Here is a 23,959-nt window from a genome sequence, read left to right as displayed (position 1 = left end):
TCCGCTAAGCGGAATCAGTCTTTCGCATTGGGGAGTATTGAAGCGCTTCGCCCGGGGCGTCAAGGGGGTGCGCCCCGTAAGGGGCGCGGGGAACTGCGCGACCAGCCCCCACGGACCCGCAGGCGAATACGGCCCCCCGGCGGAGCCGCTAGCGCCCGGCTGCAGGCCCGCCCGACGCCCGCTCCGGCAACTGCCTCAACGCGGCGCCGACCTGCAACGCCGTCTCCCTCACCAGCACCCCATACGCGGCGCTCGACTCCTCCGTCATCCGACTCGTCGGCATATTGACGCTGATGCTCGCCACCGGCGAACCCACCTCGTCCAGGACCGGGGCGGCGACCGCCGACACGTCACTGCGCCACTCGCCGCCGTTGGTGGCGTAACCCCGCTCCCGGATCAGCGCGAGCTCGGCCAGCAGCGCCTCCCGGTCCGTGATGGTCGTATCGGTGAACTCTTCGAGCCCGGCGGCCAGTTGACCATCGATCGCCTCCGCGGAGCGGGAGGCGAGCACGGCCTTGCCGTTCGCGGAGGCGTGGATGGGCAGCCGGGTGCCCAGAGCCAGGATGATCCGCACCGGCTTGGAGGTCTCCAGGCGCTCGATCAGGACCACCGACTCGCCGTCAGGGACGGTCAGATGCACCGTCTCGTCGGTGCGCCGCCGCAGCTCCTCCATGATCGGCACGGCCACGTCACGCAGGCTCAACTCCCCGGTGGCGCGCCGCCCGACCTGCAGCGCTTTGGTGGTCAGCGCCCACCGCGTGACCTCGCCGCCGGCCGGCCGGATCCAGCCCGCCGTGTGCAGCGTGCGCAGGGCGCGCTGCGCCGAACTCTTGGGCAGCTCCAGGGCGCGGGCCAGGTCGGCGACGCCGACGGGCTGGCGCGCGGCCACCTCTTCGAGCACCCGAAGTGCGTTGAGAACGCTCTGCATCCGTTGACTCCCCCTGTGTCGGCTCCTATGCTCCGGCGTGCCACCTTATGACACACCGTGCCACAATGCAGCACGCTTCTCAAGGGAGTTGGCCACAGTGACCTCTCAGTCCGGGCGGCACTTCTTGCAGATACCGGGCCCCACCAACGTCCCCGACCGGGTGCTCCGCGCCATCGCGGCGCCCACCATCGACCATCGCGGCCCCGAATTCGCCGCGTTCACCACGGAGTTGCTCGCCGGCCTCGGGCCGGTCTTCGGCACCACAGGACCCGTCGTGATCTTCCCCGGCTCCGGCACCGGCGCCTGGGAAGCGGCGCTGGTCAACACGCTCAGCACCGGAGACCGCGTCCTGCACGTCGAGACCGGCCACTTCGCCACGCTCTGGCGGCAGATGGCCACCACCCTCGGCCTGTACGTTGACTTCGTGCCCGGCGACTGGCGCCACGGCGCCGCCCCCGAGGCCGTCGCCGAACGCCTCGCCGCCGACACCGCCCGCACCATCAAGGCCGTCTGCGTGGTGCACAACGAGACCTCGACCGGCGTGACCAGCCGCGTCCCCGAGATCCGGCGGGCGATGGACGCGACCGGACACCCGGCGCTGCTCCTCGTCGACACCATCTCCTCGCTCGGCTCGATCGACTACCGGCACGACGAATGGGGCGTCGACGTCACCGTCGCGGGCTCCCAGAAGGGCCTGATGCTCCCGCCCGGCCTGAGCTTCAACGCCGTCAGCGAGAAGGCCCTTTCCGCCTCCCGCACGGCGGGACTGCGCAGGTCGTACTGGGACTGGCAGCCCGTCATCGACGCGAACAAGCGCGGCTACTTCCCCTACACCCCCGCCACCAACCTCCTCTACGGCCTGGCCGAGGCGCTGCGCATGCTCCGGGCCGAAGGGCTGCCCGCGGTCTTCGCCCGGCACGACCGGCACGCGGCTGCCACCCGAACCGCCGTACGCGGCTGGGGACTTGAGGTCCTCTGTGCCGACGAACGGGAGTACTCCTCCTCGCTCACCGCGGTTCTCATGCCCGAAGGCGAAGACGCCGACAAGGTGCGCGAGGTCATCCTCGACCGGTTCGACATGTCCCTGGGCGCCGGGCTCGGCAGGCTCGCCGGACGGGTCTTCCGCATCGGCCACCTCGGCCACTTCAACGACCTGACCCTCGCGGGCACCCTCGCCGGCGTCCAACTGGGCCTCCAACTGGCCGGCGTACGCATCGACCCGAACGGACTCACCGCCGCCCTGGACGTCCTGCGCGACTCGTGACGCCGCCGAAGCGTCGAGTGACGCCGCCGAACTCCCCACCCAGCAGAGGAGGTTGCCGCGCATGACCGTCACCACCCGCGAGAACAGCACGGACGACGACCCCGCAGGCAAGGAACAAGACAAGGAACAGACCCGCGCTCTCGAGCAGGCCCTCGTCAAGGATCTCGACGGCGAGGTCCGTTTCGACGACTACACCCGGCATCTGTTCGCCCGCGACGCGAGCATGTACGCGATCACGCCGATGGGCGTGGTCTTCCCCCGGCACGCCGACGACATCGCCGCAGCCGTCGCGGCCGCCGCCGCCCACCAGGTCCCCGTCGTGCCGCGCGGCGCCGGCACCAGCCTGGCCGGGCAGACCGTCGGCCCCGGCCTGGTCCTCGACCTGTCCCGGCACATGAACGCGATCGTGGAGCTGGACCCGGAGAGCGGCACCGCGCTGGTCGAACCCGGCGTCGTACAGGACCAGTTGAACCGCGCCGCGAGCCCCTGGGGCCTGATGTTCGGCCCCGACACCTCGACCAGTAACCGCGCCACCATCGGCGGAATGATCGGCAACAACTCGGCAGGCAGCGGATCGGTCCGCTACGGCATGACCATCGACCACATCCGCGAACTCGACGTGGTCCTCTCGGACGCGAGCCGGGCCCGCCTCGGCCGCGTCGACGAGACCGAACGCGCCCGCCGCGCGAAGCAGGAGACCCTCGAAGGGGCCCTCTACCGCGAACTGCCCGAGATCGTCCGCGCCAACGCCGCGGCGATCGCCGATGGCTTCCCCGCCCACTGGCGCCGCGCCTGCGGCTACCGCCTCGACCGGCTCGCCCGCGATGACGCCCCCTTCGACCTCGCGAAGTTCGTCGTCGGCTCGGAGGGCACGCTGTCCGTGGCCACGCGGGCCCTGGTCGACCTGGTGCCCAAGCCGAGCCGCACCGTGATCGCCGTGGGCCACTTCGCCTCCGTCGCCGAGGCCATCGCAGGCACAGAGGACGCGCTGGCCTGCGATCCGGCCGCCGTGGAGCTGATGGACCGCACGATCCTCGACCTGTCCCGCCGCAAGATCGAGTACGCCGCGCTCGGCGACCTCCTTCAAGGAGCTCCCGAAGCCCTGCTCTTCGTCTCCTTCACCGGCGACGACGAAGGCGAACTCCTCGACGGGATGCGGCGCCTGACGAAACTGTGGGCGCGGCACGGCCACGGCTACCACACCCTCCAGGCGGTCACCCCGGCCCAGCAGGCATCGCTCCTCAAGGTGCGCAAGGCCGGGCTCGGCCTGCTGATGGCCGCCGGCGAAGGCACCCGCCGCCCGCTGGCCTTCGTCGAGGACACCGCGGTCGACCCCGTCCATCTCGCCGACTACACCCGCCGGTTCAAGGACGTCCTCGACCGGCACGGCATGAGCGCGGGCTTCTACGGCCACTGCTCGGTCGGCTGTCTGCACATCCGTCCCTACCTGGACCTCGCCGACCCCGCCGACGTGGGCCGGATGCGCGCCGTCGCGGAGGAGATCAAGGACCTGGTCGCCGAGTACGGCGGCGTGAACTCCAGCGAGCACGGCGACGGCCTTGCGCGCAGCGAGTTCAACCGCGAGATCTTCGGCGACCAGCTGTACGAGGCGATGCGCGAGGTCAAGCGGCTCTTCGACCCGCACGGCGTACTCAACCCCGGAAAGATCGTGGACGCGCCGCCGATGACGCAGAGCCTGCGCGACGCGGCCCTGCCGCCCGCCGAACCCCTGCGGACCCGGCTCTCCTTCGAGGTCGTGGGCGGGGGCGGCATGCGCGCGGCGGCCGACCGGTGCATGAACATCGGCCTGTGCCGCAAGAGCGGAAGCGGCGCCATGTGCCCCTCGTACATGGCCACCCGCAAGGAAGAGGACTCCACCCGCGGCCGGGCCGGCGCCCTGGTCAAGGCCCTGTCCGAGCCCGACCCGAAGGCCGCGCTCGGCGACGAACGCCTGCACGAGATCCTCGACCTGTGCCTGATGTGCAAGGCGTGCAAGAGCGAATGCCCGCTCGGCGTCGACATGGCAACCCTCAAGAGCGAGACCCTCTCGCACCACCACGACGTCCACGGAGTGCCGCTGCGCTCCCGCCTCTTCGGAGCGATCCGTACGCTGAACCGCCTGGGCTCGGCGACCGCGCCGCTGTCCAATCTGCCGGGGCGCATCGCACCGGTGCGCCGCCTCATGGACCGCGTGGCCGGCATCGCACCGGCGCGGCCGCTGCCGGTCTTCGTGCGCCACAACCTGCTGCGCTGGTTCCGCCGCCGCACACCGGCCGCGCACCCCGTCACCCAGGGCACCGTCACCTATCTCGCCGACTCCTTCACCACGTTCACGGAGCCGGACATCGGCAGGGCGGCCATCGAGCTCCTCGAACGGGCCGGTTTTCAGGTCAGGTTGGAGAGCGGCGGCTGCTGCGGCAGGTCAAGCCTCTCCAAGGGTCTGGTGGACGACGCCAAGAACAAGGCACGCCACCTGGCCCACACCCTCGCTGACACGACCGACCCCGGCTCGCCGATCGTGGGGTGCGAGCCTTCCTGCCTGATGACGCTGCGCGATGAACACCGGGCGCTGCTGCCGGACGACACGGCCGTCAAGGATGTCGCGGGCCGGGTGCGCCAGGTCGAGGAACTCCTGGTGGAGGCCATCGACGAGGGGCGCCTGCGGCTGCGCGAGGACTCCTGGCTCGCGGGCCGCAGGCTCCTCTACCACGGCCACTGCCACCAGAAGGCCGAGGTCGGCACGGCCGCGACTGTCGCCCTGCTCAGCCGCATCCCGGGCGTGACAGTGAGCGAACTGGACGCCGGATGCTGCGGCATGGCGGGATCCTTCGGCTTCGAATCCGAGCACTACGACGTGTCCATGACGGTCGGGCAGGACCGTCTCTTCCCCGCGATCGCGGCGGAATCCCCGGACACGGTGGTGGTCGCCACCGGCGTCTCCTGCCGTCAGCAGATTTTCCACGGCACGGAGCGCAACGCCTGGCATCCGGTCCAGCTCCTGCGGGAGGCGGCTACAACAGTCAGCTAGTGCGGGTGTAGGTGAGGAACGCGGTTCCGCCGTCCAGGACGGTGTGGTCCGTGAGGTTCCATACGTGCGGGTCGAAGGCGGTCGAGCGGCCGAACAGGGGAATGCCGGCGCCGGTCGTCAACGGGGCCAGCTTGACGATCAGTTGGTCGATCTCGGCGTACAGGGCGCCCGCCAGTTCGCCGCCGCCGATCAGCCAGATGTCCTTGCCCTCCTCCTGCTTCAGCTCCCTTACCTTCGCCACCGCGTCGCCGGTGACCAGCTCGACGGACGGGTCGGGGCTCTCGGTCAGCTTGGTGGAGAACAGCAGGTGGCGCAGGTGCGGGTAGGCGTTGGTCGTGCCTGCGGCCACGCCGATCTCGTACGTCTTGCGTCCCTCGATGACCGTGTCGAAGTGGGTGCCCTCTGCCGTAATGGACAGTGCTGCTCTGGCCGGGGCGGGCAGGGTCTCCGGATACTCCGCGGCCAGGTGCTGCACGTAGTCGGCGGGGATCGGCCAGAAGCCGTCGGGGCCCGTGGGGTCGGCGCCGTCGGGCCCGGCGATGAATCCGTCAAGGGTGACGGCTATGAAGTACACGAGCTTGCGCATGGGGGCCTCCTGTGGAGTGGCAGGTCGGTCAGCCCGCCGACCGGTCGGCCGACGGGCACGTCAAAGATCGACTGACCTGGCACAGTACCCGGCCGCCGTCATGCGGGAGTTGCTCCGGCCGCGGGGATGCGCTCCAGGATCCCGCCCGCGAAGACGTCGTACAGCGGCAGCGTCTCCAGATGGACGTAGCCGATGTGGCAGTCGCACACGGTGAGTGGGCAGGCGCGTGGCTCCAGGGCGCGGCGGTAGGAGCCGTCGTAGAGATTGCCCAGCTCGCTGCGGACGAAGTGGCAGCGGCGGACCGTGCCGTCGCCGTCGACGGAGATGACCGACTCGCCCGTACGGCAGGGCAGTCCGGCCGAGCGGTGCGGGTGGCGGCTGTAGGGGAACAGAGGGTCGATGGCCGTCCACTGTTCGGCCTCGGCGTCGGTGTAGGTGTGGCCCTCCGCCGCGTTCACCCAGAGATAGACCTCGCAGGGCAACGCGGCGCGCAGCCGCCGGGCGTCGTCGAGGTGTCCGGCCACGCCGACGACACCGACGCTGAACCGCACGCCCCGCTCGGCGAGTTGACGTGTCTTGGCGAGGAAGCGGTCGTACGGCGTCTGTCCCGGGTGATACGTGCACCACAGTGCGACCGTGTCCAGATCGGCCTCGGCAAGCCAGTCCGTACGGCAGCTGAGATTGGTCTGGATGGCGACCCGGTCGATGTGCGGCTGGTGGGAGAGCTCGACCAGTGCGCGCCGGTACCAGGAGCGGACCAGGCCCTCGCCCCACGGCGTGAAGAGGACGGAGAGACGGTCGTCGGTCTGCCGCCCGGCCCACCCCGCGAACCGTTCAAGGGCCGCCCGGTCGGCCCGCAACTGGCCCGTGCTGTCACGCCGCTTGGCAAACGGGCAGTACGGGCAGTCGTAGTCGCACGACGCCAGCGGGCCGCGGTACAGGATCGTCAGGTCCATGCTCGCCCCGCTCACTTCAGTTCGTACGCGGCCATCGCGGCGCGCACCTCGGGGGAGAACAGCACGGGGCCGATCGCGTCGGAGTGCGCAAGGCCCTCCGGGGTCAGCCGCAGCACAGCGGCGTCCCGCTCCAGCCAGCCACGCTCGGCGAAGCCGGCCAGCTCGGCGGGGAAGTCCTCGCCCGGGTCGGTGCCGAACCGCTTGCGGTACTCCGCCAGTTGCATGCCGTCGGCCTGCAGCAGCGACTGCAGCAGATGGCGGCGGCGGGCCTCCGCCCCGTCGACCCGGCGGCCGTGCACGGCGCGGCTGAAGTCCTCCGTGGCGGTGTAGTCGTCGATGATCGTGCGGATCTCGCGCAGGTCGACCGCGTAGTCGAAGGAGTAGTGCAGCGTCGAGGTGTACGAACGGGCGCCGCAGCCCAGGCCGATCATGCCGTCGGTCTGGCAGGCGTAGTCGTCCGCACCCTGCGGGGGCGCGTCCGCGCGGCGGAACATCCGCATCGACACCTGGACATAGCCCTCGGCGACGAGGTGGTCGCGGCCCTGCCGGTACAGCCGCAGCCGCTGCTCGTCCCACTCCCGATCGGCGAGCGCCGCGTCGACTGCCGTGCTTGCCGCCGCCCCGTGCTTGCCCAGACCTGTCAACGGCCGTACGTACAGCGGGTAGAGGTAGAGCTCCTCGGGCCGCCAGGCGAGAGCGGCGTCCAGGGAGGTGCGCCAAGTGTCCTCGGTCTGGCCTTCGATCCCGTAGATGAGGTCGATGTTGAGCACCGGGATGCGGGCGTCGCGGATCCGCCCCAGCGCCGCATCGACGTCCGCGCGGCGCTGGGGCCGCACGGCAGCCCGGGCCTCGGCGTCGATGAAACTCTGCACGCCCAGGCTGAGCCGGGTCGCACCCCGCTCGGCGAGGACCGCGAGCCGGTCGGCGGTCGCCGTCGCCGGGGACGCCTCGACGGACAGGGGTATCGCGCGCAGATCGGCACCCATGCGCCGCTCGGCGATGTCGCACAGCCGCTCCAGCTCGGCGGCCTCGAGATAGGTGGGGGTGCCGCCGCCGAACGCCGCGTTGGCGAACCGAAGGGGCGCCGCCGCCCCGCCCTGCTCGTCGAGCGCGTCCCGCACTGCGGTGGCCTGCCGGTCCAGCGCGTCGAGGTAGCGGGTGGTGAGTTCACCGGGGGCGCCGATGCGGGTGAACAGATTGCAGAAGCCGCAGCGGACCTCGCAGAACGGTATGTGCAGATAGAGGGAGAGCGCGTCCTTGGGTTCGCCTGCCCACAGGGCACGCAGCTCGGGGCGGTCGGTGAGCGGGCGGTAGGCGGTCTTGTGCGGGTAGGCGTAGACGTAACTCTGGTACGGGCGCGGGGCAGTGGCTGTTGCCGTCGCCGTCGCCGTGGGGTCGAGAAGGTGCTGCGGGGTGCTCATGCGGACGGCTCCAGGAAGAAGTGGGCGTACGGCACCGTCCACACGGCCTCGTGTCCCAGACGGTGGCCGGTGTAGCCGTCGTCGCCGTATGTCGTGCCGTGGTCGGAGCAGACGATGGCGAAGCAGCGGCGGCGCGAACTCAGCGCGGCGAACAGCCGCCCGATGTGGCGGTCGATGTACTCCAGAGCGGCCGCGTGCGTTGCCCGGCTGTCGCCCGCCGCACGGGTGGCGCCCGGCAGATGGAACCAGTTGGGCTGGTGCAGCGCGGCCGCGTTGAGGAAGAGGAACAGGCGCTGATCGTGAGGCAGTTCGGCGACCACCTTCTCGGCACACGCCACCTGCGCCTCGAAGGACGTCGGCGAGGCCACGCCGAACTCCGGCTCCCAGTGGCTCTCCTGAAAGAGACCGGGCAGTACGCCGCCCAACGCGCCCTGCTTGTTGAAGAAGCCGACACCGCCGACGCACACCGTGCGGTAGCCGGCGTCCGCGAGGCCGGACACCAGGTCGGGGGTGTCGAAGACGAAGGTGCGCCCGGCGGTCGTCTCACTCCCCGTGAAACGCGCGGCGAACAGCCGCGGATGCGGGCCGGGAGCGGCGGGCGTGGGCAGGAACCCGGCGAACATCGCCTGGTGCGAGGCATAGGTGAAACTGCCCGGAGCATGCCGCTTCTCCCAGGCGCCACCGGGCAGATGGCGGGCCAGATTGGGGATGCGCCCCGCGGCGGCGAGCTCGACGGCCACGTCGTGGCGGAGGGTGTCGAGCGTGACGAGGAGAAGGTCATCACGCCCGACGACCTCGTTCATGTCGACCGCGACGCCTTCCGAGACGGCTACCGGGTGCCCACCGGCGGCGGCCGGCGCGTGGGAGAGATCAGGGGCTTGCATGGTGGTTCCTTGCGGGGTGATGCGGGGCCGGGCAAGAATCGTCCGGCGGTTGCGGTGACTGCCGCGGCTGCGGCGGCTCCACTGGCTGCGAGGCGACCGACGCACTGTGCCGTGCAGCGGGGTGGCGCTGGCCCGGGCGTGGGCCTGGATCGCCCGGTGACTGCGGTGACTCGAAGGGCTCCGGTGCCTGCGAGGCGGACGTCGCACCGTGTCGTACGGCGGCCACCTGCGCCGCATACGTGTCCAGCCCCTCCGCCCCGCTGCCCGGCAGGCCCGTCAGGCGTGGCAGCAGGTCTCCGAAGGCGTTGATCTCGCCTACGGCGAACCGGCGCCAGCCGATCGCCGGCAGCAGGTCGACGCCGACGCAGAGCGTGCCGGGGAAACAGGCGGCTGCGCGTTCGCAGGTCTCCAGAGCCTCGGCCCAGCGAGCGCCCGCGGCCTCCATCGCGGTGGACAACTCGCCGCGTGCCCCGCCCAGATGAAGGTTCGTCAGAGGGGAGCGGCTGGTGCGTACGACGGCGTGTGTGGCCCGGCCGCCGACGACCACGATCCGCAGATCGGCCGCCCGCCCGTCCAGCGACGCCTTCGGCAGCCAGCGCTCGATGTGCAGGCCGTCGGGTGCGAGTCCGTCGACGATCGCGGCGATCTCCCGCTCGTCCCGATAGCGGCGCACCTGGAGGGAGTTGTGCAGCCGGCCGTCTGCGAGCTCGACGGACGTGGTCGCCTGGACGCGGCCGGGACCCGCTGTCTCGACGGCCAGCACCCCGGAAGCGGAGGATCCGTGGGCGAGCTTGACGAAGGTCCGGGGCATGCGGTGCTCGCGCATCAGATCGCGTACGTCGTCCCAGCCGCGCACCGCCACCGTCGCGCCGGACGTGGGCGAGGCCGGAACGGGCACTCCCGCGCGGGCGAGCACGTCATGGCAGCGCCGCTTGTCGAAGAGCACACCGAGCTCGTCGGGGTCATCGAGCCGCACCCCGCCGCGCAGCGACCGCACGGCCGCGGTGAACCGCTCGTACCAACGCCCGCTGCCCTCCACGCGGGTGGGGTCGTCCACGCCCCGCAGCGCCCGGTCGACGTCGGCGTTCTCCCCCGGGGATTCGAGGCGCACGATCTCGTCCGCGGCGAAGGCCGCACCGCCGTCCCGCAGCACGTCCTGCCACGGCACGACCCGGGGTACGGGCAGCGCGGCCGCCCGGACGGCCGCGGCGAACAGCCCCACCCGGCGGTTCTCCGGATTGCCGACGACCGCGAACCGCGGGCCGGGGCCCGCCCCTCGGCTACTCCCCGACGGCGACATAGCGGGCCCCCGATCGCAGCCGGGGACGCGCACGATGGAGATCCACCCGCACTCCGTGCGGCTCCAGCGCGTCCAGGACACGCGCCGCCATCGGCTCGGAGAGGAAGTGGTGGTGCAGATCGAGCTCCCCCAGATGCGTGAGCGGCTGCCCGTCGAGCAGCGCGGCTCCGCCCTCGTCGCTCAAGGCCCCCATGGACAGGGCCAGGGAGTCGAGCTGCGGCACCACGGGCGCCCCGGCGACCGCCGCCGCGATCTCGTCCTGGATGTCGCTGTTCTGGAGGCCGAGATGGCGCAGCGCGGGCAGCCGGCCGCCCGGTGAGAGCAGCGGGGCGACGTCCGCCACGGACGCATCGCCGCCGTACCAGTCCGTGCCGAGCCACAGCTCCAGGCGTTCCAGCGCGGGGAACTCGCAGGCGCCGAGCGCCCGGACCGGCGCGGCGGGCAGACCGCCGGACTCGAACCGCAGACTGCGCAGGAAGTCATGGCGTACCGGCTCAAGGACCAGAGCTTCGCCGCCGCGCGCCCCGAGGGTCTCCAGGCGGGGGAACGCCTTCAGGAGAGGTGTCAGATCCCCCAGCTTGATCCAGGAGATCTCCGATTCCTCGGACAGCACATCGGCGAGGAACAGCGCCCGCAGCCCCGCGAGCCCGTCCCGCTCGGCGCAGAGCAGTTCGACGACCGGAGCGATGCCTACCTCGTCGTACGCGTCCCACCAGGGGCCGATGACCAGCGCACGCACCTTCTCCAGGGGCACGGCAGCCAAGAAGCGCCGCCACTGCCGCGCGAAGACCTCCTCGCCCGCGTAGCTGTCGAACCGCCAGGCAACCGCCTCCGGCGGAGGCAGCTCGTCCGCCGCGTCGTCACCCTCGAACGGGAAGGTGAAAACCGGAAGCCCGTCAAACTGCTCTAGATGCGCCGTCGGATACCCCATGGCGTTCCCCCCGCTCCCCGAAGTCCGCTACTCGCCCACGGCCACGTAGCGCCAGACCGTACCGTCGTCCTCCGCGTCCTCGTCGGCGTCGTCCCTGTCGAGGTCGACCTCGACGCCCGCCGGGACGAGGGAGTCGTGCAGGCGCGTGCGCACCGCGCCGCTCAGGTAGTTGTGGTGCAGGTCGAGCTTCTTCAGGTGGGTGAGCGGCTGTCCGGCAAGCAGGGCCGTGGCGCCGTCGTCCGTCAGTACGCCCATGGACAGGTCGAGGACATCGAGGCGGGCCACCACCGGCGCGGACGCCACGGCCGTGGCGATCTCGTCCTGGATCTCGCTGTTGCGCAGGGCGAGATGGAGCAGGCTCGGCAGCCGGGTGCCCGCGAAGAACGGCTCCAGGTCGGCGATCGAGGCGTCGCCGCCGTAGTCGGACGTGCCGAGCCACAGGTCGAGTTGTCCGAGGGCGGGCAGGTCGCTCGCCGCGATACCCCGGACGGCTTCGGCCGGCATGCCGCCCGTCTCGACGACGAGCTTCTCAAGACGCTCGTGCCGCACCGCAGGGAACTCCAGGCCCTGGCCGCCGCGCACCCCGAACTCCCGCAGCCCGGGAAACGCGTCAAGGAGCGGGCCGACATTCCCTTGGTTGATCCAGGAGATCTCGCACTCCTCCATCACCATGTCGCCCAGGAACACGGCCCGCAGGGCGGTCAGCTTCTCGCGCGCGCCGATCAGGGCTTCGAGCACCGGCTCGGGCCCGCTGTCGTACGCGTCGCTCCACGAGCCCACGATGATCGCCCGCACCTGTGAGAGGTCGATGCTCTCGGCGAACCGGGCGAAGGCGTCTTCCCACTCCTCTTCGCTCTCGTACGAGTCGACGGAGATCCGCCAGGCCACGGAATCGGCCGGCGGGAGACCGTCCGTGGACTTCTCGTCGGCCTGCGGGAAGTCATGGGCGGGCAGACCGTGCAGCTCCGCCAGATGGTTACCGATGGTCATGTCCGCCCGCTCCCGAATCCTGACGCGCCGATGCCGACGCTCAATTGAGGCGATCGTGCGCTCGCACCGATCGGCCGATGTGCTGAATTTCTACCAAGCCCCACTGACAACGCGCGCCGCAGGGCCGCGACAGCGCTGCCCGGCCGCCGCTCGACGGCCGTTGTCAGACCCTCGCCGTACGGTCGGTGTCATGGGCGGTGCACCGGGCGCCGCGGGGAGGGGAAGAGTCATGTACCGGCAGGGAGATGTGCTGATCGTGCCCGTCGCGGAGTCGGCGCTGCCGCCGCACATCGCGGACGCGCCGCAGGAGCCGCGGGACGCGCGCGGCCGGCTCGTGCTCGCCCTCGGCGAGGTGACGGGGCACGCGCACGCCGTGGTGGGACCGGGACAACTCCTCCGCGAATCCGGCCCGTTCGGCCCGATGCTGCTCCATCTGCCCGACGGCGGGCGCGTGGTCCACGAGGAACATGCGGCGATCCCGCTGCCGAAGGGCTGGTACCGAGTGGTCCGGCAGCGCGAGTACGTACCGGGTTCCGTACGCCTGGTGGCCGACTGAACCCTGCGCCGAAGCAGGACGGCGCGGCATACGAGCGGCAACAGCGAAGCGGCGACCAGGAAACCGGGACGGCAGGTACGACATGCACGACATGGAGGAGACGAACGACATGACGACCGTGGAGCGGACATCCCTGCGGCAGCCGGATGTGGGGCACTGGCGGCAGGTGACGGCGGCCACCGGACCCGCGGACCGCCCGGCGGCCGAGGCCGGGGTGCGCCTGGCCTACCGCAGGGCAGGGCTCCCCGAACCCGAGCACATCCGCTGGGCCGCTTCACCCCGCGAGGCCGTGCGACTCGTGACGGCGGAGCGGGAAACGCTGGGCCGCAGCGTGCGCGACACGATCCGCAGCAACCCATGGGCGGCCGAACGCGATCGCCTGCACGGGCAGTTGGGGCCCGCCGGCTGGGGCGAACGCTGGAACGCGACCGGCGCTCGCCTCTGGGACACCACCCAGGCGCTCACCTCCCGGATCCGCACCGGCGTGGTGGACGAACTGGCCGACGGCAGCGGCAAGGACGAGGTGTCCATCCGCCTCGTCCTGCTCGACGCCGTGCTCGGCCAGCACGAGGCGGCCTGGCTGTGCGCCTTCGACACCTCCGAGGGCAGTCCACTGGACGGACTCGCCGCCGTGGCCCGCGCGGCGGGCTGGTGGTGGCCCTTCGAGCGCGAGGCGATCGTCTGCGAACGCCCCACGGAACTGCACCGCGACGAGGCAGGCCGCCTGGACCGCGCCGACGGCCCCGCACTCGCCTTTCCCGACGGCTTCGCCCTGCACGCCTGGCGCGGGATGCCGGTGCCGGGCGAGTTCCTGGACGAACTCTCCGCGCTGACCCCCGAGCGCATCCGCGCCGAGGAGAACGCGGAACTGCGCCGCGTGATGCTGGAGCACTACGGCTACGACCGCTACCTGGCCGAGTCGGGCGCGGTGCCCGTGCACCGCGACGAGACAGGCGTGCTGTGGCGCATCCAACTGGTCGGCGACGAGGACGTCGTGATGGTCGAGGTGATCAACTCCACACCGGAACCGGACGGCACGAGCCGCACCTACTGGCTGCGGGTCCCACCCACGACACGTACGGCGAAGGAGGGCGTGGCCTGGACGTTCGGCCTGCACGCGGACGTGTACGACCCGGTCCGGCAGACCTGACCCGAAGGCCCCGGGACGTGCCGACAGCGCACGCAACGACGGTCCGGCCCGCCCGGGCCCGCACCGGACCCGCACCGGACCCGCACCGGACTCGCACCGGACCCGCCCGGACCCGACGGGACCCGGCCGGACTCGACGGGACCCGGCCGGACTCGACGGGACCCGTCCGGACTCGACGGGACCCGTCCGGACTCGACGGGACCCGCCCCGACTCGACGGGACTCGGTCGGCGGACTCGATGGGCTGGACGGACCCGCCCGGACCCGACGGACTCAACGGACCCGACGGACTCAACGGACCCGCCCGGACTCAACGGACTCGACCGGACTCGACGGACCCGACGGGACCCGCCCGGACCCGCCCGGACACGACGGGACTCGATGGGGCTGGACGGACCCGACGGGACCCGGCCGGACTCGACGGGACCCGCCCGGACCCGCCCGGACCCGCCCGGACCCGGCCGAGCCCGGATCGCCGCGTGCCTCAGAAGTCAGCCTTCCCCGTCGATGTCGTTGCCGCCCTTGAACTCCAGGTGCGGAACGTCCGGCGCAGCCACCCGTCACGCGGAAGCCGGTCGACCTTCCTCGCTGACGATGTCGATCAGCAGCTTCGCGGTGACCGTCGCTCCGTCAGTGCGGAACATGCCGGCCACGGCAGTTGCCCGTGCGCCGGTCTCGGGAGCCAGGGCCGTCTTGAGCGCCGTCGACAGGGACTCGAAGGTCGGCGTCGGACCGTCGTGCGCCGCGCCGATGCCCAACTCGGCCACCCGGCCCGCGAAGTACGGCTGGTCCCCGAACTGGGGGACCACGACCTGAGGCGTGCCGGCCCAGGTGGCCGTCGTCGTGGTGCCCGCGCCGCCGTGGTGGACGACGGCGCCCACGCGGCGGAACAGCGCCTGATGGTTGACCTCGTCGACGACGAAGCAGTCGTCCGCGTCGTCGATCAGGGCGAGTCCTGCCCAGCCCCGCCCGACGACCGCACGGCGGCCCTGCGCGCGGATCGCCTCGATGGCAGCCCGGGCGACGTCCTCCGGATCGCGCATCGGAATGCTGCCGAAGCCCACATAAACCGGCGGTGCGCCTGCGTCGAGGAACGCCACCAGGTCGGCGGGCAGCGGCCGTTCGTCCGGCAGCACCCACGCGCCGGTCTGTACGACTTCGAGGTCGGCCGGCTGCGGCCACGGCGCAAGGACCGGGTCCGTGGCCAGCCACGGACGGTCGGTGAAGACATGGTCGCGGACGTTGTCCACCAGCGGCAGGTCGACCGACGCCCGGTGCGTGTTGACCGCTTCGCCGAACACCGCCTGAGCGTCCAGGGCTTCCTGGTCCCACAGCGCTTGGTTGTCGGTCACATCCTCCGGGAGCGGATGGCCCGGCCGCGCGAGCGGCGGGTGGTGCGGCGACGGAAGCGTGACGGGCTGATGGCTCGCGTACACATAGCGGATGCCCAGCTTCTCGGCGGCCGACCTCACACCGGCCACAGCGGGCACGATGCCCGTCGCCACCACTACGTCCACATCGCACCCCTCGGCAGCGGCGATGACGTTGTCATAGAACGCGACGACCAGTTCGGCCGCGCGCCGGGGAACGCCTGCCGCCGTCGGCCGCGTCTTACCGGTCGCCAATGCGCGCACCGACTTGCCCGTAGGCACCATCTCCACGCCGACTCCGGCAAGCCGCTGCGTGAACTCCTCGTCCGGCGGCGCGCACACCAGCACGTCCGCGCCGAGTTCCCGCAACCGCACCGCGAGCCCCACCAGCGGTTCGACGCCTCCGCGCGAATCATAGGCAGCCAACAACACGCGCATTCGTACTCCCCTTTGCCGTTCCCGCGGAATCTTGCCCAGGGCGCGGAATCTTGCCCAGGCCGGAGATTCTGCGGTACGACCGGGGCCTTGCCGCAAGCCCCATGGGGCGCTATAAGTTGAAAGTGGCAAGGAGCGATTGCTCTCCTTGCCTTTTTCCGTCCTCTGAGACTTAAGGGGCCTCAGAGGCCCGCGTACCCTGGCGACGTGACCATGCACAGAAGCGCCGATGTGAGTGTCGACGCGATGATCGATGACCTCAGGACACTCGTCGAGATCGAGTCTCCGTCGCGCGATACGGAGGCCTTGACGGCATCGGCCAAAGCCGTCGCCGCCGTCATCGAGAACCGCGTCGGCGGGCAGGCCGTCCTTATCGAGAGCGAAGCCGGGCCGCATGTCCACTGGTCGGGCGGCGGCGATCCGCGCGTCCTGATCCTCGGTCACCACGACACGGTGTTTCCGCTCGGCACTCTCGCACGCCGTCCGTTCAGGGTCGAGGACGGGAAGGCGACAGGACCCGGGGTCTTTGACATGCTCGGCGGCCTCGTACAGGCCATTCATGGTCTGGCGGCGCTCGATGACCGGTCGGGCGTCGAGATTCTGGTGACCGCCGACGAGGAGGTCGGCTCCCGTTCCTCCCGCGCTCTCATCGAGGAACGAGCCCTTGCCTGCGGCGCGGTCCTCGTCTTCGAAGGTGCCGCCGACGGCGGCACCCTGAAGACCGGCCGCAAGGGCTGCGGCACCTTCCAGGTCTCCGTCACGGGCCGGGCCTCGCACGCGGGCCTCGAGCCCGAGGCCGGGGTCAACGCCCTGATCGAGGCGGCGCATCAGGTACTGGACATCGCGGCCCTCGGCCGGCCCGAGATCGGTACGACCGTCACCCCGACCGTCGCGTCGGCGGGAACCCTGGACAACGTCGTGCCCGCGGAGGCGACCGTCGTCGTCGACGTCCGCGTCGAGTCGGCCGACGAGAAGGAACGGATCGAGTCCGCCTTCGCGTCACTGGTCCCGCATCTCGACGAGGCGGAGATCGCGGTTGAGGGCGCCGTCGGCCGGCCCCCGATGCCCGAGTCCGTGTCGACCGAACTCATCGCCCTGGCGCGGGAGTTGATCCCCGGCATCGAGGGCAGAGCGGTCGGCGGCGGCAGCGACGGCAACTTCACCGCCGCGCTTGGCGTGCCGACGCTCGACGGCCTCGGCGCGGTCGGGGGCGGCGCGCACGCCGACCACGAATACCTGGTGATCGACGCCATGACCGAGCGGGCGAACCTTGTCACCGGCCTGGTGAAGGCACTGCGCGGCGGTTCGGGCCCGGCGAGCACCGCCTAGCGGTTCGACGGCCTCCCGCTAGCATGCCGACATGTCTGGAGAAACCGACCTGGCGAAGCTGCTGAGCGGCATGCGGCCCCAACTCAATCCGGGACGCTACGTGTTCACCCTCGCCCCGGGGCGCACTGTTCCCCCGGGTGTCGAGCCGGTGGTCACGGTCCTGGAAGAGGAGGGCCTGACACTGGTGCTGCGGCAGGAGGAAGCGGACAGCGCAGGGCTCCCGTACGACTACGTCGCGGGCTGGATCACCCTGCGCGTCCACTCCGCCCTGGAGGCCGTCGGTCTCACCGCCGCCATCGCCGGTGAACTCGCCGGGGCCGGGCTGAGCTGCAATGTCGTGGCCGGTTTCCACCACGATCATCTCTTCGTGCCCCACGAGCGGGCGGAGGAAGCCGTGCGCCTGCTCCAGGGCATGGCCCTGCGCGGCCGATCTGGAACCTGATCACAGAGTCGTGCGTCGTTGCAGGCATGCAGCGGGTGGAGAGCGGGGCGGCACCGCGGGAACGGCGTACGGACACTGGGGCGTGGCTGCGGCGCATCGGCCGGCCGCGTTGGGGAACGGACGCGGCAGGCAGGTCGTCCTGGCAGCGCGGCCGGGTGCTCGCCGGCCTCGCCGTGCTCACCGCCGGACTGCTGGCGTTCCCCTCCGCCGTGCCCAACGCCGTCGGCCGTGCCGGGAGCCTGCTGGAGACGTTTCTTCCCTGGCTCGGTCTCGCCGTCCCGCTGCTGCTCGTGCCGGCGCTGCTCCGGCGTTCGGCCACCGCGCTGGTGGCGCTGCTGCTCCCCGTCGCCGTCTGGGGGAGCGTGTTCGGCCGACCGCTGTTGCCGGCGGACCGTGCTGCCCACGACATCACGGCGGTCCAGCACAACGTCAGTGACGTGAACGCCGACCCGGCGGGCACCGCACGCGCCCTGATCGAGGCAGCACCGGAACTCGTCGCCCTGGAGGAGCTGACACCGTCCGCCCTGCCGCTCTACGAGAGGGCGCTGGCACCGACGTATCCCTACCGTGCGGTCGAGGGCACGGTCGGCCTGTGGTCGAAGTACCCGCTGTCGGACGTCCGGCCGCTGGACATCAAGCCGAAGGGGATCGGGGAGGGCTGGCAGCGCGGGATGCGGGCGAGGGTGGGGACGAAACGGGGCGATGTCGCCGTGTACGTCGCCCACTTGCCCTCGGTCCGCGTCGGCTGGAGCGGGTTCAGTTCCGGGAGGCGGGACGAGAGCGCCGGGCTGCTGGGCGCGGCCCTCGCCGCGGAACGCCTTGACCGGGTGATCCTGCTGGGTGACCTCAACAGCACGGCGGACGACCGGGGACTGGACCCGGTCACCTCACGGATGGACCCGGTGGGGCGGGACTTCGCCTTCAGCTGGCCCACGGCCTTCCCCGTGTCCCGGATCGACCACGTCATGACCCGGGCGGCGACCGTCACCCACGTCAGGTCGCTGCCCGACACGGGCAGCGACCACCTGCCGATCGCCGCCGACATCAGGCTTCAACCCTGATGCCTCCGGGGGGGGCGGTCGGCTCCCCCGGAGGATTCCCTATCGCCCGGCCCTGCTGCGGAAGAGCAGATGCATGAAGTACGGCGTTCCGACGACCGCCGTCATGAGTCCTGCGCCCAGCTGCGCGGGCGCGATCAGCGTGCGCCCCAGCAGATCCGCGACGCCGACGAGAGCCGCCCCGAGGAGCATGGCCACCGGCAGCACCCGCACATGCCGGCGTCCCACGAGCGCGCGGGCCGCATGCGGTGCCACAAGCCCGACGAAGCCGATGGTGCCCGCGGCGGCGACGGCGGTCGCGCTCAGGAGCACGCTCAGCAGGAGGAACCCGAGGCGTCCGCGGGACAGTCGCAGCCCGAGGAGCCGGGGGGTGTCGTCGTCGAGGGAGACGAGGTCGAGTTCCGTGCGCCGCGCGAACGCCACGGCCACACCGATGGCGAGCACGACGGCGAGCGGGGCGATGTCGGTCAGGCTCCGCCCGTAGGTCGACCCCGACAGCCAGGTGAGCGCCTTGGTCGCGTTGAACGGGTCGGTGAGGACGATGAGCAGGCTGATGAGTGCCGTCGTCCCGGTGGCCACGGCCATGCCGACGAGGACGAGACGGTTCTGCTGGAATCCGCCCCGGGCGGCCAGGCCGAAGACGACGGCGGAGGCGAGCAGGGCGCCGGTGAACGCCGCTCCCGCGATGCCCCACGACCCGGCGAGCGGCACGGTGGTGACGAGCAGCACGGCGCCGAGCGCCGCCCCGCCCGACACACCGAGAATGCCGGGCTCGGCCAGCGGATTGCGGGTCACCGCCTGTACGAGCGTCCCCGACAGGGCGAGCGCCGCGCCCGCGGAGAGTGCGGCGAGCACCCGCGGAACCCTGGTGTCGAGCACGAAGGAGGTCGTCTGACCCGCCCGGCCCTGGGCCCAGTTGACCACGTCGCCAAGGAGCAGCTTGGCGTCGCCGAGGAGCACGGAGGCGATGGCCAGGCCGACGAGTACGGCGACCAGCACGACCAGGGTGATCAGGAAGGCGGCCCGGCTCGGGATGCGCAGCCGGTCCATCGTGTCGGCGGCTCCGGTGTCCCGCACCCGCACGGCCATCACCATGAGGAAAACGGCCCCCACCAGGCTGGTGACGACTCCCGTGGGCACCGAGACCGCGGTCTGGGCGGTGATCAGGGCCCGCAGGAGCACATCCGAACCGAGGACGAGAGCGGCGCCGACCAGGCCGGCGACCGGGATGGTCCCGCGCGCCCGCACGAAGCCCTTGAACCTGCGGCCGAGCGGCCGTACCAGCGCGGGTGCGCAGAGCCCCACGAACCCGATCGGCCCGGCGAGCGTCACCGCCGCGGCGGAGAGCAGCGCCGCGAGCACCACCACCGTGACGCGGGTGGAGCGGACCGGGACGCCAAGGCCGCGGGCCGCGTCGTCCCCCAGGGCCAGGGCGTCGACGCGGCGGGCGAGCAGCAGAAGACCGACGAGTCCTGCCACGGCGATGGGCGCCATCTGCAGTACGCCGTTGAAGCCGTTCTGCCCGATGCTGCCCTGGTTCCACTGATAGAGGCCGTCCGTCTCCTCGGGGTACAGCAGGAGCAGCGCTTCGGTGATGGAGCCGAGGCCGAGGGTGAGGGCGCTTCCGGCGAGGACGAGGCGCACGGTGCCGGTGCCGAGCCCGGAAAGGCCGAGCACGACCGCCGCGGCAGCGAGCCCGCCGACGAACGCGACCCCGGAGGAGGCGAGCAGCGGCAGCGACGTACCGGTGATGGCGAGCAGGCCGAGCCCCAGGTAGGAACCGGCGTTCACCGCGAGGGTGTCCGGCGAGGCGAGCACGTTGCGGCTGACGGCCTGCAGTGCCGCGCCCGCCATGCCCAGGCAGATGCCGACGAGCAGACCGGCGGCCATCCGGGGCAGGCGCGATGCGATGACGACCGAGGAGTCGCCCGCGTCGGCCTGCCCGGTGAGCGCCTTGACCACTTCGTGCGCGCCGACGTCGGCCGTGCCCTGCGTGACGTCGACGACGGCGAGGACGGCGACCACGAGCAGCAGTCCGGCCGTCACCGCGGCCGCGCCCGTCCTGGACGCCGTCGACGCGCGGGTCGCGGTGGTGGGTGCGGTGACGGCCATGGCGCTACTTCGTCAGGGCGTCGGTGAGGGCGTCGCTGTACGCGCCCATCGACTCGGGTCCGCCGAACATCCAGATGCCGTCGGGCAGCTGGTGGACGTCGCCGGCCTTCACGAACGGCAGGGACTTCCAGACGGCGTTCTTGGGGAGGTCCTTGGTGAACGGGTCGCGGTCGCCGCTGCTCTCGCCCCCGATGTAGGCGAACTGCACGTCCTTGCCGAGGCCGGTGAGGCCTTCGACGTCGGTGGTGGCGAGCCCGTAGTCCTTGTCGCCCTTGACCTTCCAGGCGTTCTTCAGGCCGAGCCGCTTGTTGACGTCGCCGATGAGGGAGCCGTCGGTGTAGGGGCGGATCGAGACCTGGTTGGAGGCGACGTAGCCGTCGGCGAAGGCGATCTTCGTCCCGGCGAGGCCGGCCTTGTCGAGCTTCTTCCTGCCGGCGGCGAGCTTCGCCTCGAACTGCTTGTTGAGGGCGGCCGCCTGCTTCTCCTTGCCCGTCGCCTTGGCGATGAGGCCGAGGTTCTCCGTCATCTGCCCGATCGGGTCGGACGCGTCGGCGGGGCGCACCGTGAGGACGGTGCCGACCTTCTTCAGCTGCTTCACCGCGGAGGCCGGCAGATCGGTCGTGGCGAGGATGAGGTCCGGCTTGAGCGAGGCGATCGTGTCCATGCTCGGCTCGCCGCGGGTGCCGATGTCCTTGGGGGTGTTCTTGAGCGGGACGACGGTGTCCCACGTCTTGTAGCCCTTGACGTCGGAGACGCCGACGGGGTCGACACCGAGGGAGACGAGGCTCTCGACGACGTTCCACTCGGTGCCCACGACCTTCTTCGCGGGGCCGTCGAGGGTCACCTTCGCGCCGGTCGCGTCGGTGAGCTCGATCTGGTCGGTGGCCTTGTCCGAGCCGTCGGACGCGGGCTCGGTCGTTCCGCAGGCGGCCAGCGAGAGGGCGGCGGCGGTGACGACGGCCGCGGTGCTGATGAGGCGTCTCATGAGGTGGTGCGGAGCCTTTCGGTGCGAGTGTGGTGGCGGCCGATGGCGCGGGTGCGCAGACGGCCGGTCAGCGGGTCGGTGTCGACATCGATGCGGATGCCGTACGTGTCGGTGAGGCGTTCCGGCGTCAGTACGTCCTCGGGGGCGCCGTCGGCGATGATCCGCCCCGCGTGGAGCAGGGCGATCCGGTCGGCGACGGCCGCCGCCTGGTCGAGGTCGTGCAGGACGACACCGACGGCGATCGCGTGGTCGTCCGCCAAGTCGCGGATGAGATCGAGGAGTTCGACCTGGTAGCGCAGGTCGAGATAGGTCGTGGGCTCGTCCAGGAGGAGCACGCCGGTCTCCTGGGCGAGGCAGCTCGCGAGCCAGACGCGCTGGAGCTGCCCTCCCGAGAGCTGGTCGGCGCCGCGCCCCGCAAGGTCCTCGACGCCCGTCATGCGCAGCGCCCGGTCCACCGCGTCGGGTCCTTCGGGATCGGCCCGGCCCCACCGGCCGCGGTAGGGATAGCGCCCGAATTCGACGACGTCCCGCACGGTCAGCCCGCTGGGCGTGGGCCGCGCCTGGGTCAGCAGGGCGACGTGCCGCGCGAACTGCCGGGAGGTGAGGGCGAGCCCGTCGGTGGAGCCGTCGAACGTCAGCGTGCCGGTCCGGGCGCTCTGCAGACGCGCCAAGGCACGCAGCAGCGTCGACTTGCCACTGCCGTTGGGCCCCGCGAGCGCGGTCACTTCACCGGGCCTGAGGGAGACGGCGGCATCGTGCACGACGTCCACGCCGTCGTACGCCACGGTCACGTCTTCGGCGGCCAGTTCATGCCCACGCGAACGTGCGGAACCGACTCCTTGCTCACCAGCTTTCACGGGCTGAAGGTTAGCCTAACCTAAGTGGCTTGAATGCCATGGGTGCAGAACCCGGTTCTGGGGACCGACGCGCCGGCCGGCCCCCAGGAGGCGGGGCTCAGTGGCAGAGGGCCGTGTCCACGACGTTCTCCGCGTGGCGCATCGTCGCCTTGTCGGGCGGCTGGATGGTCACCGCCACGTTGGCGGCGCGGCCGTCGCCGGTGGCACCGCCCCGGGTCTCGTAGCCCGTGGTGCTGCCGCCGTGGCCCCAGTAGACGCCGCCGCACGACAGGGGTTTGCTCACCAGGCCAAGGCCGTAGCGGGCTCCCGGGCCGAAGTACTCGGCGGGAACGGTGGTGCGCATCTCGGCGAGCTGGGCCGCCGGGAGGAGGCGGCCTGCCAGGAGCGCGGAGAGGAACCTGTTGAGGTCGGAGCTGGTGGAGACCATCTGGCCCGCGGCCCAGCCCCAGGACGGGTCGAATTCCGTGACGTCGAGCGGGGCGCCCGTCGAATCCCGATCGTAGCCCTTCGGGTGGGGTTCCCGGATGGTCGCGTCACCGGGGGCGGGGAAGTAGGTGTGGCGCAGCCCGATGCGTTGGATGACGCGCCGGTCGATCTCCTTGGCGACGGAGTGGCCGGTGACCTTCTCCACGATCAGGCCGGCCAGCACGTAATTCGTGTTGCTGTACTCCCATTTCTTCCCGGGAGCGAAGTCCGCCTCGTGCTGGAGGGCGAGGGCGAGGAGCTCGTGGGGCGCGTAGTACCGGGGTTCATCGGCGAGGTACTTGACGTAGTTCGGAAGTCCGCTGGTGTGCTGCAGGAGCTGACGGACGGTGATGCGACGTCCGTCGATCCCCTCCCCGCGGACGAGGCCGGGCAGATGGGTGTCGATCCGGTCGTCGAGGCCGATTTTCCCTTCGCCGACCAGTTGCAGCACGACCACCGCGGTGAACGTCTTGGTGTTGCTGCCGATCCGCACCTGACCGTCCCTGGGCACCTTCGCGCCGGTGGCCAGATCGCCGACCCCCGCGGTGTACGAACGGGTGTGGCCCTCGCGGTCCGTGACGCTCGCCAGCGCGGCCGGTACGCCGTCGGTGCCGACCAGCGCGTCCAGACCCTGCCGTACCTCGTCCGGCCTCGCGGCAGCGGACGCCGCCGGCGACGCGAGGACACCCGCCGCCAAGGCGCCGACGGCCACCGCGGCCGCGGCCCGCACGGCTCCGCGCCGGCCACCCCGCTGCCGCTCGGAAGGCCGCTCGGAAGGCGCCTCGGAAGGTCCAAACCTCTGCCATGTCTGCTCACGCACGGGTCAACTCCTACGGAATCGTCGGGACATCAGCGGCATATGCCGGGACCCAGCATTTCCGGCGAAGGACGCCCGGGACGATCCTGCTGGCCG

At 71.5% G+C, this 23,959-nt stretch carries 20 protein-coding genes; 7 read left to right on the top strand and 13 right to left on the bottom strand.

From position 1 onward, the window contains the following. Positions 1-148: 148 nt before the first annotated feature. Positions 149-928 carry an IclR family transcriptional regulator gene (locus tag AB0G47_RS15855; protein ID WP_360769302.1) on the bottom strand — a complete coding sequence of 260 codons (780 nt, stop codon included), beginning with the start codon at positions 926-928 and terminating at the stop codon, positions 149-151. A 97-nt stretch (positions 929-1,025) separates the two neighbouring features. Between AB0G47_RS15855 and AB0G47_RS15850 the strand changes: the two genes are divergently transcribed. Beyond that, on the top strand, positions 1,026-2,192 hold the full coding sequence (locus AB0G47_RS15850; protein WP_360769299.1) for an aminotransferase class V-fold PLP-dependent enzyme: 1,167 nt from the start codon (positions 1,026-1,028) through the stop codon (positions 2,190-2,192). Positions 2,193-2,253: 61 nt separating this feature from the next. Then, on the top strand, positions 2,254-5,220 hold the full coding sequence (locus tag AB0G47_RS15845; RefSeq protein ID WP_360769296.1) for an FAD-linked oxidase C-terminal domain-containing protein: 2,967 nt from the start codon (positions 2,254-2,256) through the stop codon (positions 5,218-5,220). Here AB0G47_RS15845 and AB0G47_RS15840 read toward each other — a convergent pair. From AB0G47_RS15840 to AB0G47_RS15810, 7 genes are all read right to left on the bottom strand, one after another. Continuing rightward, positions 5,213-5,806: a dihydrofolate reductase family protein gene (locus AB0G47_RS15840; RefSeq protein ID WP_360769294.1), complete on the bottom strand. Its 594-nt coding sequence runs from the start codon at positions 5,804-5,806 to the stop codon at positions 5,213-5,215. The two genes, AB0G47_RS15845 and AB0G47_RS15840, sit on opposite strands and share 8 nt — an antisense overlap. Before the next feature lie 98 nt (positions 5,807-5,904). After that, positions 5,905-6,762: an STM4011 family radical SAM protein gene (locus AB0G47_RS15835; RefSeq protein ID WP_360769291.1), complete on the bottom strand. Its 858-nt coding sequence runs from the start codon at positions 6,760-6,762 to the stop codon at positions 5,905-5,907. A gap of 11 nt (positions 6,763-6,773) precedes the next feature. Next, positions 6,774-8,183: an STM4012 family radical SAM protein gene (locus tag AB0G47_RS15830; RefSeq protein ID WP_360769288.1), complete on the bottom strand. Its 1,410-nt coding sequence runs from the start codon at positions 8,181-8,183 to the stop codon at positions 6,774-6,776. Next, a complete protein-coding gene (locus tag AB0G47_RS15825) occupies positions 8,180-8,986 on the bottom strand; it encodes an STM4013/SEN3800 family hydrolase (protein ID WP_360769973.1) in 807 nt (268 codons plus the stop codon). The genes AB0G47_RS15830 and AB0G47_RS15825 overlap by 4 nt, the downstream gene beginning before the upstream one ends. A 67-nt stretch (positions 8,987-9,053) precedes the next feature. Then, positions 9,054-10,367 carry an STM4014 family protein gene (locus tag AB0G47_RS15820; protein WP_360769285.1) on the bottom strand — a complete coding sequence of 438 codons (1,314 nt, stop codon included), beginning with the start codon at positions 10,365-10,367 and terminating at the stop codon, positions 9,054-9,056. After that, positions 10,348-11,298, bottom strand: coding sequence for an STM4015 family protein (locus tag AB0G47_RS15815; protein ID WP_360769282.1), 951 nt, complete (start codon positions 11,296-11,298; stop codon positions 10,348-10,350). Before AB0G47_RS15815 ends, AB0G47_RS15820 begins: the two co-directional genes overlap by 20 nt. 27 nt (positions 11,299-11,325) lie before the next feature. After that, positions 11,326-12,288 (bottom strand): STM4015 family protein, encoded by a 963-nt coding sequence (locus AB0G47_RS15810; RefSeq protein WP_360769280.1) that lies wholly within the window; start codon positions 12,286-12,288, stop codon positions 11,326-11,328. 229 nt (positions 12,289-12,517) lie between these two features. On the opposite strand from AB0G47_RS15810, the gene AB0G47_RS15805 reads away from it, so the two are divergent. Continuing rightward, positions 12,518-12,844 (top strand): hypothetical protein, encoded by a 327-nt coding sequence (locus AB0G47_RS15805; protein WP_360769277.1) that lies wholly within the window; start codon positions 12,518-12,520, stop codon positions 12,842-12,844. 109 nt (positions 12,845-12,953) lie between these two features. Further along, positions 12,954-13,994, top strand: coding sequence for a DUF6745 domain-containing protein (locus AB0G47_RS15800; protein ID WP_360769970.1), 1,041 nt, complete (start codon positions 12,954-12,956; stop codon positions 13,992-13,994). Between the two features lie 559 nt (positions 13,995-14,553). Here AB0G47_RS15800 and AB0G47_RS15795 read toward each other — a convergent pair. Beyond that, the gene (locus tag AB0G47_RS15795) at positions 14,554-15,801 is read right to left on the bottom strand and encodes a glycosyltransferase (protein WP_360769274.1); all 1,248 of its coding nucleotides are present in this window, start codon (positions 15,799-15,801) and stop codon (positions 14,554-14,556) included. A gap of 210 nt (positions 15,802-16,011) precedes the next feature. Between AB0G47_RS15795 and AB0G47_RS15790 the strand changes: the two genes are divergently transcribed. The 3 genes from AB0G47_RS15790 to AB0G47_RS15780 are packed head-to-tail and all read left to right on the top strand — an operon-like array spanning position 16,012 to position 18,630. After that, the gene (locus AB0G47_RS15790) at positions 16,012-17,127 is read left to right on the top strand and encodes a M20 family metallopeptidase (protein WP_360769968.1); all 1,116 of its coding nucleotides are present in this window, start codon (positions 16,012-16,014) and stop codon (positions 17,125-17,127) included. 31 nt (positions 17,128-17,158) lie between these two features. Beyond that, positions 17,159-17,569, top strand: coding sequence for an ACT domain-containing protein (locus AB0G47_RS15785; RefSeq protein WP_360769272.1), 411 nt, complete (start codon positions 17,159-17,161; stop codon positions 17,567-17,569). A 26-nt stretch (positions 17,570-17,595) separates the two neighbouring features. Beyond that, entirely contained in the window at positions 17,596-18,630 is a 1,035-nt protein-coding gene (locus AB0G47_RS15780; protein ID WP_360769269.1) for an endonuclease/exonuclease/phosphatase family protein, read from the top strand. A 39-nt stretch (positions 18,631-18,669) separates the two neighbouring features. On the opposite strand, the gene AB0G47_RS15775 is transcribed toward AB0G47_RS15780, so the two are convergent. The 4 genes from AB0G47_RS15775 to AB0G47_RS15760 all read right to left on the bottom strand — a co-directional run bounded on the left by AB0G47_RS15775 (position 18,670) and on the right by AB0G47_RS15760 (position 23,776). Continuing rightward, on the bottom strand, positions 18,670-20,739 hold the full coding sequence (locus tag AB0G47_RS15775) for an iron ABC transporter permease (protein WP_360769266.1): 2,070 nt from the start codon (positions 20,737-20,739) through the stop codon (positions 18,670-18,672). A 4-nt stretch (positions 20,740-20,743) separates the two neighbouring features. Beyond that, entirely contained in the window at positions 20,744-21,724 is a 981-nt protein-coding gene (locus AB0G47_RS15770; RefSeq protein WP_360769263.1) for an iron-siderophore ABC transporter substrate-binding protein, read from the bottom strand. Beyond that, positions 21,721-22,581 carry an ABC transporter ATP-binding protein gene (locus tag AB0G47_RS15765; RefSeq protein WP_360769260.1) on the bottom strand — a complete coding sequence of 287 codons (861 nt, stop codon included), beginning with the start codon at positions 22,579-22,581 and terminating at the stop codon, positions 21,721-21,723. Before AB0G47_RS15765 ends, AB0G47_RS15770 begins: the two co-directional genes overlap by 4 nt. A gap of 97 nt (positions 22,582-22,678) precedes the next feature. Further along, complete coding sequence (locus AB0G47_RS15760) at positions 22,679-23,776, bottom strand: serine hydrolase domain-containing protein (protein WP_360769965.1); 1,098 nt, start codon at positions 23,774-23,776, stop codon at positions 22,679-22,681. Between the last annotated feature and the right edge of the window lie 183 nt (positions 23,777-23,959).

Source organism: Streptomyces sp. NPDC021622 (assembly GCF_040640795.1).
GTDB lineage: Bacteria > Actinomycetota > Actinomycetes > Streptomycetales > Streptomycetaceae > Streptomyces.
This window is presented reverse-complemented; position numbering and strand designations above follow the sequence as displayed.

Excerpts from the sequence above, each read along its gene's own strand:
- AB0G47_RS15795 (WP_360769274.1), bottom strand. The coding sequence starts at position 15,801 with ATGCGCGTGTTGTTGGCTGCCTATGATTCGCGCGGAGGCGTCGAACCG.
- AB0G47_RS15805 (WP_360769277.1), top strand. The coding sequence starts at position 12,518 with ATGTACCGGCAGGGAGATGTGCTGATCGTGCCCGTCGCGGAGTCGGCG.
- AB0G47_RS15840 (WP_360769294.1), bottom strand. The coding sequence starts at position 5,806 with ATGCGCAAGCTCGTGTACTTCATAGCCGTCACCCTTGACGGATTCATC.
- AB0G47_RS15855 (WP_360769302.1), bottom strand. The coding sequence starts at position 928 with ATGCAGAGCGTTCTCAACGCACTTCGGGTGCTCGAAGAGGTGGCCGCG.
- AB0G47_RS15815 (WP_360769282.1), bottom strand. The coding sequence starts at position 11,298 with ATGGGGTATCCGACGGCGCATCTAGAGCAGTTTGACGGGCTTCCGGTT.
- AB0G47_RS15790 (WP_360769968.1), top strand. The coding sequence starts at position 16,012 with ATGCACAGAAGCGCCGATGTGAGTGTCGACGCGATGATCGATGACCTC.
- AB0G47_RS15780 (WP_360769269.1), top strand. The coding sequence starts at position 17,596 with ATGCAGCGGGTGGAGAGCGGGGCGGCACCGCGGGAACGGCGTACGGAC.
- AB0G47_RS15825 (WP_360769973.1), bottom strand. The coding sequence starts at position 8,986 with ATGAACGAGGTCGTCGGGCGTGATGACCTTCTCCTCGTCACGCTCGAC.
- AB0G47_RS15835 (WP_360769291.1), bottom strand. The coding sequence starts at position 6,762 with ATGGACCTGACGATCCTGTACCGCGGCCCGCTGGCGTCGTGCGACTAC.
- AB0G47_RS15810 (WP_360769280.1), bottom strand. The coding sequence starts at position 12,288 with ATGACCATCGGTAACCATCTGGCGGAGCTGCACGGTCTGCCCGCCCAT.
- AB0G47_RS15785 (WP_360769272.1), top strand. The coding sequence starts at position 17,159 with ATGTCTGGAGAAACCGACCTGGCGAAGCTGCTGAGCGGCATGCGGCCC.
- AB0G47_RS15770 (WP_360769263.1), bottom strand. The coding sequence starts at position 21,724 with ATGAGACGCCTCATCAGCACCGCGGCCGTCGTCACCGCCGCCGCCCTC.
- AB0G47_RS15800 (WP_360769970.1), top strand. The coding sequence starts at position 12,954 with ATGACGACCGTGGAGCGGACATCCCTGCGGCAGCCGGATGTGGGGCAC.
- AB0G47_RS15820 (WP_360769285.1), bottom strand. The coding sequence starts at position 10,367 with ATGTCGCCGTCGGGGAGTAGCCGAGGGGCGGGCCCCGGCCCGCGGTTC.
- AB0G47_RS15775 (WP_360769266.1), bottom strand. The coding sequence starts at position 20,739 with ATGGCCGTCACCGCACCCACCACCGCGACCCGCGCGTCGACGGCGTCC.
- AB0G47_RS15830 (WP_360769288.1), bottom strand. The coding sequence starts at position 8,183 with ATGAGCACCCCGCAGCACCTTCTCGACCCCACGGCGACGGCGACGGCA.
- AB0G47_RS15845 (WP_360769296.1), top strand. The coding sequence starts at position 2,254 with ATGACCGTCACCACCCGCGAGAACAGCACGGACGACGACCCCGCAGGC.